Source organism: Geotalea sp. SG265 (assembly GCF_022808985.1).
Taxonomy (GTDB): domain Bacteria; phylum Desulfobacterota; class Desulfuromonadia; order Geobacterales; family Geobacteraceae; genus Geotalea.
In genome coordinates, this window is the sequence record NZ_JAKZFT010000007.1 from 43,907 (window position 1) to 57,850 (window position 13,944).

At 59.4% G+C, this 13,944-nt stretch carries 13 protein-coding genes; 5 read left to right on the top strand and 8 right to left on the bottom strand.

Annotation, left to right across the window (positions count from 1 at the left end):
- Window positions 1–5 precede the first annotated feature (5 nt).
- The 5 genes from hcrA to mocA all read left to right on the top strand — a co-directional run bounded on the left by hcrA (window position 6) and on the right by mocA (window position 5,399).
- Window positions 6–2,312: a 4-hydroxybenzoyl-CoA reductase subunit alpha gene (gene hcrA, locus ML541_RS10145; RefSeq protein ID WP_243372701.1), complete on the top strand. Its 2,307-nt coding sequence runs from the start codon at window positions 6–8 to the stop codon at window positions 2,310–2,312.
- A 128-nt stretch (window positions 2,313–2,440) separates the two neighbouring features.
- The gene (locus ML541_RS10150) at window positions 2,441–3,202 is read left to right on the top strand and encodes an XdhC family protein (protein WP_243372702.1); all 762 of its coding nucleotides are present in this window, start codon (window positions 2,441–2,443) and stop codon (window positions 3,200–3,202) included.
- A 5-nt stretch (window positions 3,203–3,207) separates the two neighbouring features.
- Window positions 3,208–4,014 carry a selenium-dependent molybdenum cofactor biosynthesis protein YqeB gene (gene yqeB / locus ML541_RS10155; RefSeq protein WP_243372703.1) on the top strand — a complete coding sequence of 269 codons (807 nt, stop codon included), beginning with the start codon at window positions 3,208–3,210 and terminating at the stop codon, window positions 4,012–4,014.
- A 3-nt stretch (window positions 4,015–4,017) separates the two neighbouring features.
- Window positions 4,018–4,803: a selenium cofactor biosynthesis protein YqeC gene (gene yqeC / locus ML541_RS10160; RefSeq protein WP_243372704.1), complete on the top strand. Its 786-nt coding sequence runs from the start codon at window positions 4,018–4,020 to the stop codon at window positions 4,801–4,803.
- Complete coding sequence (gene mocA, locus ML541_RS10165; protein WP_243372705.1) at window positions 4,800–5,399, top strand: molybdenum cofactor cytidylyltransferase; 600 nt, start codon at window positions 4,800–4,802, stop codon at window positions 5,397–5,399. Before yqeC ends, mocA begins: the two co-directional genes overlap by 4 nt.
- Before the next feature lie 4 nt (window positions 5,400–5,403).
- On the opposite strand, the gene ML541_RS10170 is transcribed toward mocA, so the two are convergent.
- The 8 genes from ML541_RS10170 to trsS all read right to left on the bottom strand — a co-directional run bounded on the left by ML541_RS10170 (window position 5,404) and on the right by trsS (window position 13,941).
- Window positions 5,404–6,240: an amidohydrolase family protein gene (locus tag ML541_RS10170; protein WP_243372706.1), complete on the bottom strand. Its 837-nt coding sequence runs from the start codon at window positions 6,238–6,240 to the stop codon at window positions 5,404–5,406.
- Window positions 6,241–6,548: 308 nt separating this feature from the next.
- Window positions 6,549–7,745, bottom strand: a complete 1,197-nt coding sequence (locus ML541_RS10175; RefSeq protein ID WP_243372707.1) for a thiolase family protein — start codon at window positions 7,743–7,745, stop codon at window positions 6,549–6,551.
- Between the two features lie 124 nt (window positions 7,746–7,869).
- Window positions 7,870–8,613: a 3-oxoacyl-[acyl-carrier-protein] reductase gene (gene fabG / locus ML541_RS10180; RefSeq protein WP_243372708.1), complete on the bottom strand. Its 744-nt coding sequence runs from the start codon at window positions 8,611–8,613 to the stop codon at window positions 7,870–7,872.
- A gap of 37 nt (window positions 8,614–8,650) precedes the next feature.
- Entirely contained in the window at window positions 8,651–9,421 is a 771-nt protein-coding gene (locus ML541_RS10185; protein ID WP_243372709.1) for a cyclohexa-1,5-dienecarbonyl-CoA hydratase, read from the bottom strand.
- A 37-nt stretch (window positions 9,422–9,458) separates the two neighbouring features.
- A complete protein-coding gene (gene had, locus ML541_RS10190; RefSeq protein ID WP_243372711.1) occupies window positions 9,459–10,532 on the bottom strand; it encodes a 6-hydroxycyclohex-1-ene-1-carbonyl-CoA dehydrogenase in 1,074 nt (357 codons plus the stop codon).
- 107 nt (window positions 10,533–10,639) lie between these two features.
- Complete coding sequence (locus ML541_RS10195) at window positions 10,640–11,554, bottom strand: electron transfer flavoprotein subunit alpha/FixB family protein (RefSeq protein ID WP_243372713.1); 915 nt, start codon at window positions 11,552–11,554, stop codon at window positions 10,640–10,642.
- Window positions 11,555–11,563: 9 nt separating this feature from the next.
- On the bottom strand, window positions 11,564–12,340 hold the full coding sequence (locus ML541_RS10200; RefSeq protein ID WP_243372715.1) for an electron transfer flavoprotein subunit beta/FixA family protein: 777 nt from the start codon (window positions 12,338–12,340) through the stop codon (window positions 11,564–11,566).
- 206 nt (window positions 12,341–12,546) lie between these two features.
- The gene (trsS, locus tag ML541_RS10205) at window positions 12,547–13,941 is read right to left on the bottom strand and encodes a radical SAM (seleno)protein TrsS (RefSeq protein WP_347710799.1); all 1,395 of its coding nucleotides are present in this window, start codon (window positions 13,939–13,941) and stop codon (window positions 12,547–12,549) included.
- Window positions 13,942–13,944 lie beyond the last annotated feature (3 nt).

A 13,944-nucleotide genomic window follows, 5' to 3' on the forward strand; every position in this document is an offset into this window, starting at 1 on the left:
TAAAGATGAGCGACAACCATAAAGTCATCGGCCGCAGCGTTCCCCGCATCGACGGCCCGGACAAGGTCACCGGGGCGGCCAAATATACCGGCGACCTTAAGTTCCCCAACATGCTCTACGGCAAAATCCTCACCAGCCCCTACGCACATGCCCGCATCGTCTCCATCGACACGTCGGCGGCCGAGGCGCTGCCGGGGGTGAAGGCGGTCATCACCCACAAGGATGTGCCGGAGCTGAAATACGGCCTGAGCCCGGCCCGCTGGGACGAGAACATCTTCTGCATCGACAAGGTCCGTTTCGTCGGCGACAAGGTGGCGGCGGTTGCCTGTGTTGACGAAGAGACCTGCTATAAGGCCATGAAGTTGATAAAGGTGGAGTATGAGGAACTGCCGGCGGTGCTCGATTTTCGTCACGCCATGGATGAAGGACAGCCCCTGGTCCACGAGGAGTATGCCCGCAACATCAATACGGAGATTCACCAGGAATTCGGCGATGTGGAAAAGGCCCTGGCAAAGGCGCACCACGTGCGCACCGACGTCTTCGTCGGTCAGCGCACCTACCAGACCCCCATCGAACCCCACTCCTCCATCTCCATGTGGGAAGGGGACAAGCTGACCATCTATGCCAGCACCCAGTCCCCCCACTATTTCCAGTACTACATCGCCAGGGAATTCGGCATGCCCATGGGTGATGTGCGCATTATCAAGCCTTACCTGGGGGGAGGCTTCGGCGGCAAATTGGAGCCGACCGGCCTGGAGTTCGCCGGGGCGGTGCTGGCAAAGCGGACCGGCAGGCCGGTGCGCACCTTCTACGACCGGGCCGAGATGTTCGCCCACAACCGGGGACGCCACGCCCAGTATATGGAAATCACCACCGGCGTCGACAAGGAAGGGAAGATCCTCGCCGCCAAGGCCAATTTCATCATGGACGGCGGCGCCTACACCAGCCTGGGGATCGCCAGCGCCTACTATGCCGGCGCCCTCCTCCCCATGACCTACGAGTTCGACAACTACAAGTTCGACATGTTCCGGGTCTACACCAACCTCCCCGCCTGCGGCGCCCAGCGTGGCCACGGCGCTCCCCAGCCCAAGTACGCCTTCGAAAGCCACCTGGACAACGTGGCTGCCGACCTGGGGATCGATCCCATGGATATTCGCCTCAAGAACGCCCGCCGCCCCGACACGGTCACCCCCAACGATTTCCAGGTCAACTCCTGCAAAATGAAGGAGTGTCTGGAGCGGGCCAGGGAAATCTCCGGCTGGGACGAGAAAAAGAAGAATCTCCCCCACGGGCGCGGCATCGGCGTCGCCACCGGCAGCTTCGTTACCGGCGCCGGCTATCCCATCTACCGCACCGACCTCCCCCACGCCGCCGCTTTCATCAAGGTCCACGAGGATGGTACTGCGGCAACCCTCTACACAGGATCGGTTGACATCGGCCAGGGTTCCGATACCATACTCTGCCAGATGGCCGCCGAGGCCATGGGCTACCGCTATGAGCAGATGAAGATCGTCGCCGCCGACACCGAGATCACCCCCCTGGACTTCGGCGCCTATGCCAGTCGCCAGACCTACATGTCCGGCGCCGCCGTCAAACAGGCCGGGGAAGAAGTCAAGAAGCAGCTCCTGGAAATGGCAGCCACCATGCTTTCGCTTCCCGCCGATGACCTGGACTGCGCCGAGGGGTTAATTTTCTCCAAATCCCGTCCGGGCAAGACCGTCACCTTCGAGGAAGTAGCCCGCAAGCACTTCGTCCTCAAGGGACCGCTTTTGGGCCGTGGCGCCTACACCCCGCCCCGCCTTGGAGGAACCTTCAAGGGAGCGGCAGTCGGCACCTCCCCCGCCTACAGCTTCGGCGCCCAGGTGGGTGAGGTATCAATCGACAAGGAAACGGGAGAAATCACCGTGGTCGGCATCTGGGACGTTCACGACTGCGGCAAGGTCATCAATCCGCGCCTCCTGCACGGCCAGGTCCACGGCGCCCTCTACATGGGGATGGGGGAATCGGTCTGGGAAGAGGTCCTCTTCGACGACAAGGGGCGGATCAAGAACGCCGAGCTGGCTAACTACCGGCTCCTGACCGCCATGGACATGCCCCCCATCCAGTCGGAGGTGGTGGATAGCATCGAACCGACCGGACCGTGGGGAGTGAAGGAGATCGGCGAAGGCTCCACCAATCCAACCCTGGGAATGTTCTCCAACGCCATTTTCGACGCCATGGGGGTGCGGGTCAACAGCCTGCCGCTTACCTACGAAAAGGTCTGGCGGGCGTTGAAGGAGAAGCGGGAGCAGGAAGAGGCAGCAAAGGCATAAAAACCCAATTAACCACGAATAACACGAATGGGCACGAATGATTTTAAAAGCAAAAGCGGGTTTTTTGTTATATTCGACTTATTCGTCAAATTCGTGGCTAAAGGTTTTAACGACAAACGGAGTCTGTCATGTGGGACTGGATCGGCAAACTGGATGAACTGCGGCGCAGCAATCAGCTGGCGGTGCTGGTGACGGTAACCAAGAGCAGCGGCTCGACACCACGCAAGGGAGGGGCGAAGATGATCGTCCTCCCCGACGGAACCTTCTACGGCACCGTCGGTGGCGGCACTCCTGAGTACTATGCCCTTGAAGACGCCCGCAAGTGCTTCGAAAGCATGCAGGGGGGCACCGGCAGCGTCCCCCTGAAACCGAGGGGCGAATTTCCCGCCTGCGGCGGCACCATGGAGTACCATATGGAACTGATCAACGACAATCCGGTCCTCTATGTCTTCGGCGCCGGCCATATCGGCCAGTCCCTCTCCCATGTCCTTGACGGCACCCCCTTCCGGGTCCACCTCATCGATGAACGGGACGAGTGGATCAATTCCCCCGCCCTCCCCGGCAGTGTCATCCGCCACCAGTGCCACTACAGTGATTTTATTCAGAAGATGAACTGGTGCGACAAACGCTCCTTTGTGACCATCATGACCTATAGCGGCACCATGGACCAGCAGGTGCTCGAGGAGGTGCTTCCCAAGGCAACCCGTTACGTGGGGATGGTAGGGAGCAAATCCAAATGGGCCGGCATCAGGAAGAACTTGGAGGAAAAAGGGCTCGATCTCTCGGCAGTCCGCTGCCCCATTGGCCACGACAACGGCGGCAATTCCCCGCGGGAGATTGCCATCAGCATCGCCAGCCAGCTGCTTGCCACCTATTATGGCCGCGAGTGATGACAATGAAGCCGCTTAAGGAACGGACGATCATCATGAAAGGGGCCGGGGAAATGGCGAGCGGCATTGCCTGCCGACTCCACCGCTCCGGTTTTTACCACCTGCTCATGCTGGAAACATCCTTTCCCCTGGCGGTACGCCGGGAGGTCTCCTTCTGCGAGGCTGTCCACGACGGACAGAAGGCGGTGGAAGGGATCGAAGCGGTGCGGATCGATGACGGCGCGGGCCTCTCTCAAACCTGGGAAACGGGAAGGATCGCCCTCATGGTCGATCCGAAAGGGGACACGGTGCGTCGCATGCAACCCGATATCCTCATCGACGCCACCATTGCCAAACGCAATCTGGGCACAGCCATTGCCGATGCGCCGCTGGTCATCGCCCTCGGTCCAGGCTTTACCGCCGGCACCGACTGCCATGTGGTAGTTGAAACCAATCGGGGACATAACCTTGGGCGATTGATTACCGCAGGGCAGGCCGAGCCCAATACCGGCATTCCCGGCAATATCGGCGGCTTTACCAGCGAGCGGGTTTTGCGCGCTCCCGCCAGCGGCTTGTTCACCACCGGGAAAACTATAGGCGACCCGATCGTCAAAGGCGAGTGTATTGGCCAAGTTGGCACGGAAGCGGTAGTCGCAGCCATCGACGGCATCCTGCGCGGACTGATCCGCCCCGGCTCCCAAGTTACCACCGGCCTCAAAATCGGAGATATCGACCCGCGCGGGGAAGCTGCCTATTGTCATTCCGTTTCAGAGAAGGCCCGGGCCCTTGGGGGCTCGGTGCTGGAGGCGATCCTCGCGGCCTACAACCGGTGAATCATGGAATCTTTCGCTGAAATAGTGGGAATCGGGCCGGGCGGCGTTATCAGCATCGTCGGTGGCGGTGGCAAAACGAGCCTCATGTTTCACCTGGCCCGGCAACTGGCCTATGCAGGCAAGAGGGTCTTGACAACGACCACCACCAAGATCCTCATCCCTTCCGCTGAGCAGTCCGAGACGCTCCTCGTCTCACAGGATCCGCAGGTTATCCTCCGCCAAGCCAGAGCCCACGGGTGCGCCGGAGTCCATGTTTCCGCCGTATCGTCCTACCTTCCCCACACAGACAAACTGCAAGGCTTTCCCCCCGAAGCGATCCGGACCTTCGAAGACTCCGGGCTGTTCGACTGGGTGGTCGTGGAGGCCGACGGTGCAGCCAGAAAGCCCCTTAAAGCTCCGGCAGCCCATGAGCCGGTCATTCCCGAAAACACCTCCATTGTCGTCGCCCTGGCCGGGCTGGAGGTGCTCGGCAGGCCCCTGGGGGAGGAGATGGTCTTCCGCTCGGAACTGGCAGGGGAGTTGATGCAACTCTCCCCCGGGGAAACAATTACCGTGCCTGCCCTGGCCCGACTCCTGGCCCACCCTTCCGGTGCCTTCAAGGGGGCGCCAGCCCAAGCGCGGCGCTTCGTCTTCCTCAACAAGGCGGACTCTCCGCAAATGCAGGAAGAGGGTGCCGCCGTCGCACTCCAGCTCAGCGGTGCATCCCCCCCTGTTGTCGAAGCGGTCATGGTCGGACAGCTGTTGCAAGGAATCAGCGTTCACCGGGTCTACGCGGTGGAAAAACCATGAACCCGCAACCGAAGGTTGCCGGCATCGTCCTCGCCGCCGGCAGCAGTACCCGCATTGGACAGCCGAAACAGCTCCTTCCCTTCCGCGGCAGGACCGTCATCGAACGGGTGGTGGACAATGCCCTGGAGTCCGCCCTGCAGGTGGTGACCGTGGTGCTCGGCCATGAAGCGGACAGGATCAAGCCTTTGCTGGAGCGGCGGGAAGTGACGATCGTCGTCAACGATGCTTACCGGGCTGGCCAGAGCACCTCATTGCAGGCGGGATTGAAAGCACTTCCCGGAAATGCCGATGGTGCCCTCTTTCTCCTTGGTGACCAACCCCTCGTTACCGCCACTACCATCGACACCATCATCGAAGCCTTTGCCGAAACACGCCCCCCCATCGTCATCCCCTCCTTCGACGGCCGGCGGGGCAACCCTGTTCTCTTCAGCCGGGAGACCTTCCCCCGCATGAAAACCCTGCGCGGCGACTGCGGCGCCAGGGGGCTCTTCCAGGAATATGCATCTCAAATCAAGAGCGTGGAGGTACACACCCCCGCCATTCTCATGGATCTGGATACGGAAGAGGACTACCGGCGTCTTCTGGCAAGGCTCTAATCCTCTATAATCCCAAAATTCTCGCTGCATTGCCCCCGAGGACATTATCCGCCCCTTCACCGGGGACCAGTTCACCGACAGCCTTCATATTGCCACTCAGAGAGGGGACCGCCGGCCAATCGCTGCCGAAGATGATCTTGCCGGTATTGCGGGCAAATTCGGGAAAGTAGGTGGTCAGTTTCGCCGGGGGGAGACCCGAGATTTCCATGTAGAGGTTGGCGTGTAGCTTGGAGAGGAAAAAGGCCCGGTCATACCAGAAGCCGCGCCCGGCATGGGCCATGACCAGGTTCAGCGAGGGGAAATCCCCGGCCACATCGTCCAGGTGGAGAGGATCGCCGTACTTCATGCGAGACCCGGTGAAGACCGATGAACCGGTATGAATAAGCACCGGGATACCCAGGTCCTCGGCGGCCCGGTAGAGGGGATACATCCTCGGATCATTGAGGTAGTAATGCTGGTAGGTGGGGTAGAGCTTGATTCCCCGAAAGCCTTCGCTTTCCACCTTGCGGTGTAGTTCCGCTCCCAGATCGGTATAGAGGTGGGGATTGAGATCGCAGAAGGGAATGAGCCGCTTTCTCCCGGCACAGAACTCCCGCACCTGCTTGTTAGTGCAGACGCCGGTGGTGACGTAGCTTAGTTCGGCAAGGATGCAGGCGTAATCCACTCCTTCCATCGAGAGCAGTTCCTCAAACGCGCCCGGGTCGCTGAACCGGCGGATGAATGCCTCATACCCTTCCGGATGCTGGCGGCTCATCCACTCCGTTACCCATGGTTTATGGTAGGTGTACAGCGAAAGATGGGCATGGAAATCGATGCGCGGTTTTTGTATTTTTTCAGACATAACCACCCCCAATAAAAAATCTTCCTACATTTTCGGGGTAAGACAGTCGTGGCATCGGGAGAGAGCGACGAGCTACAGCGGCAAGCGGACACCCGCCGCATGTGGAACGAAGTCGATCTGCCACTTCAAGCAAAGTGCACCATTACTCGGGCGGCACCGCAAGGTCCGCAGCTGTGGCGACAGAACGAACGGACGATGCCACGACTGTATTTTATTACCATTACCCTGATGAACCTCAAAAAAAACAGGGCGTGATTTCCCACGCCCCTATGGTTCAAAATTCATCCAACACTTGGATACTTAGGCCGTTACACCCGCTCGAAGAGCGTTGCAATCCCCTGACCGACGCCGATGCAGAGGGAAACGATGCCGTAGCGGGCGTTGCGACGCTTCATCTCGTGCACCAGGGTTGCGGTAATGCGGGCGCCGGTGGAACCCAGAGGGTGGCCGATGGCGATGGAGCCGCCATTGACGTTGACCTTCGCAGGATCGATCCCCAACTCCTTGATGCAGGGGATGGACTGGGCGGCAAAGGCCTCGTTCAGCTCGAAAAGGTCAATATCCTCGATCTTCAGTCCCGACCTTTGCAGTACCTTCTGGATGGCCGGAATGGGGCCGAGACCCATGTAGGAAGGGTCGCAGCCGACAACGGCACTGGCAACCACCCTGGCCAGCGGCTTGTAGCCCAGCTTTTTGGCTGTCTCGGCCTCCATGAGGAGGACTGCTGCAGCGCCGTCGTTGATGCCGCTGGAGTTACCGGCGGTCACGGTGCCGTCCTTCTTGAAGGCAGGACGTAGCTTGGCCAGTTCCTCCATGGTCACATCACCACGGGGAAACTCATCCTTGGAGACCATGATCGGATCGCCCTTTTTCTGTGGAATGGCGACAGGGACGATCTCATCCTTGAATTTGCCGGCTGCATCGGCGGCTGCCCATTTTTTCTGGGTATCGTAGGCAAACTGGTCCTGCTCTTCGCGGGTCAGGCCGTAGCGCACCGCCACGTTCTCTGCGGTGTCGCCCATGCCTTCCTTGGCATAGGGCTCGGTCATCTTCGGGTTAGTGAAGCGCCAGCCGATGACGGAGTCGAAGACCTTGACATCGCGGGAGAATGGCGATTCGGCTTTTGCCATGACAAAGGGGGCGCGGGTCATGGACTCGGTACCGCCGGCGATGAAGACATCACCCTCCCCCACCTTGATGGCATGGGCGGCGCTGTTGATGGCGTTAAGGCCGGAAGCGCAGAGGCGATTGATGGTCTGACCGGCAACCGAATAGGGAAGCCCGGCCAGAAGTGCCGCCATGCGACCCACATTGCGGTTGTCCTCACCGGCCTGGTTGGTGCAGCCGAGGACCACGTCCTCGATGAGGTTGGGGTCGATCTTGGTCCGTTTGACCAGCTCACTGATACAATGTGCAGCCAGGTCATCGGAACGTACATTTTTCAAAGCGCCACCAAATTTGCCTACCGGTGTTCGTACGGCATCTACAATTACTGCTTCACGCATTGGAACCTCCATAAAACTGCGAATGTTGATTGGGATGTACCCTTGCTTAACCCCTCCCGACCTCCCCTTAACTTAAGGGGAGGAGAATATCCAGGGGGGAGTTATGACCCGACCGACGCTAAGGTCAGATATACTGTCCGCCGTCCACCTTGATGCACTCGCCGGTGATGTGCCGGGATTTTTCGGAACAGAGGAAGGTGACCAGCCAGGCCACTTCTTCCGGCTGCCCCATGCGACCAAGAACGATGTCGGCCAGGGACTTCTGCTTCACATCTTCCGGCAGGGCTTTCATCATCTCCGTCTCGATAAGGCCGGGAGCGATGGCATTGCAGTTGACGTTGGATTTTGCCAATTCCCGGGCCAGGGCCTTGGTCAGGCCGATAATACCGGCTTTGGCGGCGGAATAGTTGGTCTGGCCGAACTTGCCGCGCATGCCGTTGATGGAGGTGACGTTGACTATCTTGCCGCTCCCCTGCTCCTTCATCAGTGGAGCGACGGCGCGGCAGTAGTTGAAGTAGCCTTTCAGGTTGATGGCGAGGCACTCGTCCCACTGCTCTTCGGTCATTTTCCAGATAACGGCGTCGCGATTGACCCCGGCGTTGTTGACCAGGATATCGACACTGCCCAGTTCGGCAGCGACCTTGTCCACCATGGCCTGGGCATCCTTGAAGCTGGCCACGTCCGCCTGAACGGCGATGGCTTTCTGCCCCATCTTCTGAATTTCTGCACAGATGGCATTGGCCTCCTCACTGTGCTTGCGGTAGTTGATGGCCACATTGGCGCCGTTTTTCGCCAGGTCCAGCGCGATAGCGCTGCCGATTCCCAGGCTGGCACCGGTAACTATTGCATTTTTCCCCTTCAGATCCATGTCTTCCTCCGTTTTATCTTATTGTTGGTGTTGTCCCTTACCGGTCCTGCCAGACAGCCTGGCGTTTTTCCACGAAAGCCTTCAATCCTTCCACCGCATCATGGGTTGCCATCAGTTCTTCCAGATACATCTTTTCCACGGCGGTGATCTTTGCCCTGATCCGCTGCATGGCGTCTCCCCGGGCAGCTTTTACCGCAAAGCGCAGGGTACTGGCGCTGACAGTCGCCAGGTGCTTGTCGAAGTAATCAAGTGCCGCCTGGTCCGGGTCCTCAGCCACAGCGGTAACGAGTCCGATGCGTAGCGCCTCTTCGGCGGTAATGCTTCTGCCGGAGAAGAGCAGATCTTCGGCCTGGGCCTGGCCGATCCGCTCCGGCAAGAGGCAGGAAGCGGCCGGGGCAAAGACCGCCAGCTTTATTTCCGGCTGCCCCATCATGGCGCCGGGAGCGGCAAAGAGCAGATGCCCGGCTGCAGCAACTTCCAATCCCCCTCCCAGACACTGACCTTTTATGGCAACCAGTACCGGCACCGGGCTCTCAACCAGCTGCAGCACCAGGGCATGGAGTCCCTTCAGCATATCGGCGCAACAATCGGGCATGTGCTCTTCGACGCTGGCGCCGAAGCTGAAATGGGGACCTTCCGCCGACAGCAGCACCGCCCGAAGCTTCGGCTTGGGCAGATGTTCGCTGAGAGCCGAGCGCAGCGCCGCGATCATGGCGGCATCAACAATGTTCGCCTTGGGTCTTGCCAGGGTCAACCGGAGCAGCATGCCATCCCGCTCCAGGGATACTTTCAGTGGACTTTCGCTCATCTTCTTCTCCTTTATCGTTATGGTTCAGACTGGGTCTTTATTTTTTGGGCATAAGGATCGCACGCCTGGTCAACTTATGGGCGTGGGCCTCGGCAAAGACCTCGTTGATCTGATCCAGAGGATGCTTTTCAATAAATGGAAGAAGGGCGATCTTTTTCTCCAGAACCAGGTCCAATGCTGCCGGATAGAGTTCGGTGAGGCAGCCCCAGTTGCCCAGAGCCCGGGCATGGAAGGCCATGAGATTGGAGAGGCGCAGCTCGATCTTGTTCATGGTGAAACCGACTACGGAGAGGGTAGCGCCGTAGGTCAACAAGCCGAAGGCGGTGTCCTGACCGGGAACAGAACCGGAGCACTCGAAAATCTTCCAGCAGGTCTGGGGCAACCCCTTTTCCTTGACGAAGTTCTGGATTGCCTTTTTCAGGTCCTTGCCCTGCACTTCTCTGGAATTGATGGTCAAGGCAGCACCATACTTGGCCATGTTGTCCAGTTTTGCCTGGTCGACATCGATGGCGATGACCGTGGCGCCGAAGGCATTGGCCACCTGCACCGCATAGCTGCCGACGCCGCCGATACCGACAACGATCGCCAGGTCACCCTTGGTCACCTCCGCCTGTACCACCGCTTGATAGGGGGTGGTGACGGCATCGGCGACGACAGAGATATCCGCCAGCTCAAAGCCTGCCGCTGCCAGCTTTTTCTCATCCACCGGACAGAGGCCCCGGGCCGGCACCGTGATATGGGATGCAAAGCCCCCCTGGATATCATTACCCGGCATGAGCTGCTGCCGGCAGATCGTTCCATGGCCGGAAAGACAGAGATCGCAGGTTCCGCATGGAATGACGGCAGGAATGAGGACCGCCTTCCCCTGCCACTTTTCCGCACCGGCACCGACGGCAACCACCCGGCCGCTGATCTCATGCCCCAGGGTCAAGGGTGCGGGGTGATTGAAGCGGACCCCATCGTAATAGTAGCCGAGATCTGTGTGACAGACACCGCAGCCTGCCACCTCAACGACGACTTCCCCGGCAGCCGGGGCTGCTATGGTAAATTCGGACCTCACCAGGGGTTCCCCCACGGCGGTCATTGACCAGCGAAAACCTGCTTCGGACATTGTGCCCTCCTTTATCATCCTCTTTTTATGTGAGTAAACGAGTACTTTAATACCTATTTGTATTTCGGAAAAAGGCAAACAGCTGTGACGCCGTTTGCCCAATCCTGCTAACCCTGAAGCTTTGCCGTCAGAGCAGGGGCAAACTGCAGCACGTCGGCCACGATCAGTACGTCCGCCACTTCACCGATGGGCGCATCCTTGTCCTTGTTGATGGCGACGATGAAATCGGACTTCTTCATGCCGGCCAGGTGCTGAATAGCGCCGCTGATGCCGCAGGCCACGTAGAGCTTTGGGCTGACCGTCTGGCCGGTGGTGCCGACCTGGTGACTGTGCTCGACCCACCCGGCATCGACAACCGGACGGCTGGCGCCGAGCTCGCCGCCGAAGGCTTTGGCCAGCGCAGCAATAACGGGGATATTGTCTTTCTTGCCGATACCGCGCCCTGCACTGACGATAATCTCCGCCTTTGTCAGGTCCACGTCCTTTGCTTCGGCAGGTTCATAACCGATAAACTCCACATCGGCTGACCCGGTCACCTCCAAAGGGGAAATCGTCGGCGTTCCCTGCTGCTCCCCTTGATAGGAAAAGGCACCCGCCTGAAGGGTTACGACAACCTTACCGGCTGCAGGCTTGACCGTCCGCCGCATCTTGGCATTGCAGGAACCGACTTCCAGGTTGCCGTCGTTCAAGCCCACCACCTCGGAAACCTGGGCAACCTTCAGTTTTGCCGCCACTCGGGGAGCCAGGTCCCAGCCGTAGGATGAATGGGGGAAAACGATGTAATCGGGATTTTCCTTCTGCACCGCTTCCACCACCAGGTCCCGATGGGCGCTGGGGTTATATTCGCCATACTTGCCCACATCTGCCAAATGCAGGTTGCCGTTCACCTTGGGTACGTTGGCGGCATCGCCGACCAGGACCATGGATACGTCGGCCCCCAGCTTGCCTGCAAAGGCAACGAGTTCATAAATATTGTCGAGAAGTTTTCCTTCCCTGTATTCGCCAATGAGCAATGCTTTCATGATGGTCTCCTATCGCAACACTGCGGTTTTTTCTTTGAGTATGCTGATCAGTTTATCGCTCAGGTCCGCCACATCCCCTTCCAGGACAATGCCGCCCCCCTTTTTGGCCGGGGGATAGAAACTGGCCGTGACCGACAACGGCTGCTCGCCGAGCAGGCTGGCTACGGGGACAGCTTCTATTTCCTTCTTCTTCGCCTTCATGATGTTGGGCAGGGTCGGGTAGCGGGGAATGTTGAGTCCCAACTGGCAGGTGACCAGGGCGGGAATCTTCAGGCGGACTACCCCTTTGACCCCTCCTTCCAGTTCACGCTTCGCCTTGACCGCTCCATCCGCATACTCGAAGCCGACCAGAGTGGTGGCGCAGGCATGGCCGAGGAGTTCGGCTACAGTGACGCCGACCTGGGCCGAGCCCCGGTCCTGGGACTGCATGCCGGTGAAGATGAGGTCGTAACCCTTGCCTTTGGCGTAGGCGGCGATGATCGAAGCGATCTGCCAGGGATCCTTCTTGTGCACATCGTTGTCCTGAATATGGACCCCCCGATCGCACCCCATGGCCAGCGCCTTCTTGATTGCCTCCTGGACCCGATCCGGACCGATGGAAAGGACGGTCAGCTCGCAGCTGTCTCCCTGCTGCTCCCGCAACTGCACGGCCTGTTCAACGGCGTATTCGTCATACTCGTTGATGCGGAAGGCAAGGTCCGCATCGGAATACCAGTCACCGCTGCTGTTGACCTTGAACCGTGATTCCATGTCCGGAACCTGTTTGATACACACCAGAATTTTCATGTTCTCCTCCCCGTTGGTACCCTTTTCTAGAATCTTGCTTCACTATTTTTTGCGCCATATCAGAGAAAATTCGCTAATTATGTATATTGGTACCATAATACCTTTTATTGTGCAAGCAAAAAATCAAACGTTGTTAGAGATATTTTTTGGGACTCTGTTTTGTGAGAGAGGAAGGGGGGTTCAGACGCAGAGTGACGGGGTGGAGCTTATTCGCGGGGACGGTACAAGCTTTTTCCTTCCCTGCTGGTGAGGTTGTAGGCGCAAAATGGCACCAGTTTCCCATCTGTGGATATCACGGAGATACAGCATCCCCGGAGCCGCTCCAGGTCCAGGTTCTCCCCATCCTGAAAGGCCATGGCCGAAATGGTGAAGGTCCCGCTCTTGACCGCACTGAGAAAGGCATCCAGATCGAGAGAGCCTTCGGCCCGGGTCGCCTCGACACCATTCCCGCAACAGCAGGAAGCGGATTGGCCCGAAGCAGCGGGTGATCCCTTCGGCAATCGCCAGCGGCGGGAGACGGTATCCACGGTCTTGCGTATGCCGCCACTGCCGCAATCGGGGGTGCAGCAGCTCTCCGCGGACGTCGACCCCAGCGGGCGCAGAGAGCCGTCGCCGGCATAGAGGTAAGTGCCGTGGAAGGAACAGTGGGCATGCTCGCCGCCAGGGGGGGAGAAGTCGGCTACCTTTAACAGGCCGTCGGTCTGTTCCTCCAGGGAGCGCATCAGTTCGGGGAGAGTAAAACGTCCGTCGTCGCCACCTTTGCCCGGGAACCGGCCGAAATAGCTGACCGGCTGAAAATGGATACCTCGTACCACCGGGGCCAGCTTCAGGGCCTGGCGCACGATGGCGCCGGTGGCATCGGTGTTGACCCCTTTGACGATCGTCGGCACCAGGACCACGCCAATCCCCGCTTCGCCGGCATTCCTGATCGCCTGGAGCTTCTGTTCCAGCAGGTCTGCTCCTCGCAATGAGCGGTAAATCCGGTCATCAACCCCGTCGAACTGGAGAAAAACCGCCGAAAGCCCGGCGTCGGCCAGTTGCCGCACATAGGCCGGATCGGCAGCGAGGCGGATGCCGTTGGAATTGAGCTGGATAAAGGTATAGCCGGTCCGGCGTGCCGTCGCGACAATCTGCGGCAGGTCATCCCGAAGGGTCGGCTCCCCCCCCGACAGCTGCAGGTTACAGGGACCGGCCGCCGCCATGGCGCGGTTGAGCAGCCAGCCGATGTGATCCAGCGATGGATCCTCGCTGCCGCAGTGGCCGGCATCGGCGAAACAGACGGCGCAGGAAAGATTGCAGCGCTGGGTAACCTCCATCAGCACCGAGCAGGGCATCTGCCGGTGGTCGGCGCAGAGGCCGCAATCAAAGGGACAGCCCTTTTCGACGGAGCCGTAGCAGAGTTCCGGATGAACCGGTTCCTTGGGCCGTCGCCACTGGGACATTGCAGGAGCCCCCCGCCAGATCACTGTCCTAAAGCAACCGTGTTCCGGGCATTCCTTGATGAGGTAGACCTCGTCCCCCTCTCTTTGCCGCGTCGCCGAGATTCTTTTCAAACAGACGGGACAGACGCTTTCCGTTTTCATGCCATCACCTATTTCCATGCT

What these genes read in the sequence shown, in the direction of transcription:
- hcrA (WP_243372701.1), top strand. Translation starts at nt 6, where the DNA reads ATGAGCGACAACCATAAAGTCATCGGCCGCAGCGTTCCCCGCATCGAC.
- ML541_RS10175 (WP_243372707.1), bottom strand. Translation starts at nt 7,745, where the DNA reads ATGCGTGAAGCAGTAATTGTAGATGCCGTACGAACACCGGTAGGCAAA.
- ML541_RS10200 (WP_243372715.1), bottom strand. Translation starts at nt 12,340, where the DNA reads ATGAAAATTCTGGTGTGTATCAAACAGGTTCCGGACATGGAATCACGG.
- fabG (WP_243372708.1), bottom strand. Translation starts at nt 8,613, where the DNA reads ATGGATCTGAAGGGGAAAAATGCAATAGTTACCGGTGCCAGCCTGGGA.
- mocA (WP_243372705.1), top strand. Translation starts at nt 4,800, where the DNA reads ATGAACCCGCAACCGAAGGTTGCCGGCATCGTCCTCGCCGCCGGCAGC.
- ML541_RS10195 (WP_243372713.1), bottom strand. Translation starts at nt 11,554, where the DNA reads ATGAAAGCATTGCTCATTGGCGAATACAGGGAAGGAAAACTTCTCGAC.
- ML541_RS10150 (WP_243372702.1), top strand. Translation starts at nt 2,441, where the DNA reads ATGTGGGACTGGATCGGCAAACTGGATGAACTGCGGCGCAGCAATCAG.
- had (WP_243372711.1), bottom strand. Translation starts at nt 10,532, where the DNA reads ATGTCCGAAGCAGGTTTTCGCTGGTCAATGACCGCCGTGGGGGAACCC.
- ML541_RS10170 (WP_243372706.1), bottom strand. Translation starts at nt 6,240, where the DNA reads ATGTCTGAAAAAATACAAAAACCGCGCATCGATTTCCATGCCCATCTT.
- trsS (WP_347710799.1), bottom strand. Translation starts at nt 13,941, where the DNA reads ATGGAAATAGGTGATGGCATGAAAACGGAAAGCGTCTGTCCCGTCTGT.
- ML541_RS10185 (WP_243372709.1), bottom strand. Translation starts at nt 9,421, where the DNA reads ATGAGCGAAAGTCCACTGAAAGTATCCCTGGAGCGGGATGGCATGCTG.
- yqeC (WP_243372704.1), top strand. Translation starts at nt 4,018, where the DNA reads ATGGAATCTTTCGCTGAAATAGTGGGAATCGGGCCGGGCGGCGTTATC.
- yqeB (WP_243372703.1), top strand. Translation starts at nt 3,208, where the DNA reads ATGAAGCCGCTTAAGGAACGGACGATCATCATGAAAGGGGCCGGGGAA.